Genomic DNA, 3,109 nt, shown 5'->3' on the forward strand with positions numbered 1-3,109 from the left:
CACCAGCGCCGCGTCCCCGGCGCCGTCGGGCCGCCAATCCCCGGCGCAGTCTCAGGCCCCCGCCGAGACCGGCCGGATCGCGCTGGACACGATCTCCACCGACATCGCCCGGATGATCGAGCACCGGACCGTGGTGGACCTGTGGGAGCGCTATCGCCGGGGTGAGCCGAACCTGTTCGACCCGCGCATCTACACGCCGCAGGGCCGGACCACCTTCGCGGAGATCCAGCGCCGCTACCGCGCCGATGCGGAGTTCCGCCGCAGCGTCGACCGGTACGTGGGTGAGTTCGAGCGGCTGCTGGGCGACGTGGTCAAGAACGACAGCGACGCCAAGCGGACCGACGCCTACCTCACCTCGGAGACCGGCAAGGTCTACACGATGCTGGCCCATGCCAGCGGGCGCTTCGACGGGGCGTAGGACGACGGCCGGCGCGGGTGCATCACGTACCCGCGCCGCCGGTACGCGGCCTCAGAGAAGGCCCAGACCGACCAGCTCGCGGCGCAGGGCCTCGGGCATCTCGGCGAGGTCGCCCGATTGCCCGGCGCCCAGGTCGGCCGGTGCGTCTCGGGCCGTGAGGTAGCGCCAGCCCTGGAACGGTCGGCAGGGGCGGGGCGACACCGGAACGAGGCGCGGGTCGAAGACGAGCCGGCAGCGCGGGATGCCGTCCTCTCCGGTCAGCTTCTCGATCGCGGTGATCGCCTGCCGACAGGACAGGGTCCCGCGGATCACCCAGTAGATCGAGCCCTTGCCGGCGATCTCGCGATGGCGCTTGGGCAGGGTGCGGGTGACGTGGAACGGGTCGGCCGGCCGACCCTCGCGCAAAGCCTCGGCCCGGTACCGCTCCTGACGGGCTTCGAGGTCGGCGATGGAGGCGGGTCCGACGCAGAGCTTGATCAGGTTCAGGGCCACGGAAGCGTTTCGTCTGACGGCCCTCGGCGGGCGGGGCCCCCTGATAGCAGGCTCCGGGCGCGTCCGCGCCGTCAGGCGAACAGGGCGAGCCGCTGCTCCGGCGGCAGCGCGTCGATCGCCGCGAAGCTCAAGGCCGGCAAGCCCGGTTCCAAGGCGGGTGCGGCCGCGAACTCGGCCCCATCCGCGTTGGGGCTGGGCTCGGCGTGTATGGCATCCATGCCTACGAACGCGTTTTCCGCCGCGAGATCCTCGATCGTCGCGTTTTCCGCCTCGTCCGAGACGGGCAGGAACACGATGTCCTCGTGCAGCGGCGGGCTTCCCGGGCGGGCGACGAGCGCCGCCGCGGTCACGGCCGGGACCTCCATGGCGATGTAGCGGTCGATGTCGCTCTGGCAGAGGTCGAGCGGTGGCGCGTCCGGCAGGGCCCCGGCCGCCGGGTTGACCGGCATCGGCGGGATCCGCTCGGCGTCGGTGCCCCAGATCGCGATCATCGACGCGAGCCGGTCCTCGAGGTAGCGCAATGTATAGACGATCCGGGCGGTGCGCTGGGCGGTGAGATCCTGAAACGAGCAGGCCGTGTAGATCGCGGTCGCGTGCCGATCCAGCGCGTCGCAGGTCGGGGCGTCGGCGCCCCGCTCGCGCAGGGTCCAGGCCGCCTCCTGGATCGCTTCGGCCGAGCCGAGGATGTCGGAGGTCGCCTGCTCGGTCTCGCGGACGATGGCGTCCAGCGCCAGGGAGGCCTGCGTCAGGCGGGTCTGCTCGTTGTCGCGCGCGCTGATCGCGGCGATCTCGGCCTTGGTCTGGCTGATCGCCGCGGCCATCTCGACGAGGTTGCCGTGCAGCTGACCGAAGGCTTGGTTGTCCCGCTCGGCCGTCACCACGTGCTCGAGCCGGCTCATGGCGCCGAGCAGCATCTCGGTCTCGGCGGCCCGGTTGCGCCGGGCATACTCGGCCAGAAACCAGCGCCCGCGCTCGCTGAGGCAGATCGTCGCCTCGATCGCCTCGTACTCGGCGAGGGCGCCTGCGGGGGCTGAACCGGACATGGGATCCCTCCGAACCCGAAAGGACGGCACGGCGACGAGCGGCGCGCGGTGCGAACCGGGAGACGGCAAATTGACAGGGAGGGTTTAACGGGCGCTTACGGCGTTCGCACCCGGGACCCGGGACGTCCCCGAACCCGCTTCCCTTCCTCCGGGACCTCTTATCCTTGCCTCGTCCGTCCGGCCCGGCGCGCCTGTCGCTGCTGTACGCCGTCGTCTTCACCGAGATCGGCATCGCGATGCCGTTCATGCCGCTCTGGCTCGACGGCCTCGGCCTCGATGCCGGGGTGATCGGCGTGCTGCTCGCCCTGCCGATCGCCACGCGGATCGTCGCGACGGCGCCGCTGATGAGCCTGCTCGACCGCGGGCTGGGTCCGCGGCGGCTGATCATGATCGGCAGCCTCGCCCTCAGCCTGACCTACGCGCTGATGCCCGGCGCCGCCGGGCTCGGCTGGCCCGCGCTCGCGTCGCTCATCGTCCTCAACGCCGTGGCCGGCGCGCCGCTGGTGCCGTGCATCGACTACCTGACTCTGGCGGCCGTGCGCCGCGACGCCCGCCTGGTCTACGCCCGGATCCGGATGGCGGGCTCCATCGCGTTCCTGCTGGCCAACCTCGCGGGCGGCCTGATGCTCTCCGCGCTCGGCGGCCAGCTCGCGGTGCCGCTGCTGCTCACCGGCCTCGCCCTGGCGGCGGGGTTCGTGGCCTGGCGCAGCCGCTCGGTGGTGGCCCTGCCGCAGGTCCCGTCCGGGACCGTGCGGCCGCGCCTGCCGCTCAGGCTGTGGCTCTGCATCGGCGCCGCGGCGGCGATCCAGGCGAGCCACGGGGCGATCTACGGGTTCGGCAGCATCTACTGGACCAGCCAGGGGATCGCACCGGCCTGGGTCGGCTCGCTCTGGGCGACCGGCGTGCTGGCCGAGATCGCGCTGTTTGCCGGCATCACCGCCCTCCCCGCCGCCTGGCGCAGCCCGGTGCGGCTGCTGGCTCTGGGCGCCGCGGCGGCGATCCTGCGCGCGGTCGGCATGTATCTTCTGGGCGACCACCTGGCCGCCCTGGTACCGCTCCAGGGCCTGCACGGCCTGACCTTCGGGGCGACGCAGCTCGGCGCGATGGCGGCGGTGTCGGCCTACGCCCCCGAGGGCGCGCGGGGCCGGGCGCAGGG

The 3,109-nt window shown here is 72.8% G+C and carries 4 protein-coding genes; 2 read left to right on the forward strand and 2 right to left on the reverse strand.

Annotated elements, in window-relative coordinates; translation table 11 throughout:
* The coding region (locus tag FV228_RS24930; protein WP_147857008.1) for a hypothetical protein at positions 1-418 on the forward strand (418 nt) is incomplete at its 5' end.
* A gap of 51 nt (positions 419-469) precedes the next feature.
* Here FV228_RS24930 and FV228_RS24935 read toward each other — a convergent pair.
* On the reverse strand, positions 470-910 hold the full coding sequence (locus tag FV228_RS24935) for a DUF1489 domain-containing protein (RefSeq protein ID WP_147857009.1): 441 nt from the start codon (positions 908-910) through the stop codon (positions 470-472).
* Positions 911-981: 71 nt separating this feature from the next.
* Positions 982-1,953 (reverse strand): hypothetical protein, encoded by a 972-nt coding sequence (locus tag FV228_RS24940; RefSeq protein WP_147857010.1) that lies wholly within the window; start codon positions 1,951-1,953, stop codon positions 982-984.
* Positions 1,954-2,117: 164 nt separating this feature from the next.
* On the opposite strand from FV228_RS24940, the gene FV228_RS24945 reads away from it, so the two are divergent.
* On the forward strand, positions 2,118-3,109 hold a 992-nt coding region (locus tag FV228_RS24945), incomplete at its 3' end, for an MFS transporter (protein WP_147857011.1).

This window comes from Methylobacterium sp. WL18 (assembly GCF_008040015.1).
Taxonomy (GTDB): Bacteria; Pseudomonadota; Alphaproteobacteria; order Rhizobiales; family Beijerinckiaceae; genus Methylobacterium; species Methylobacterium mesophilicum.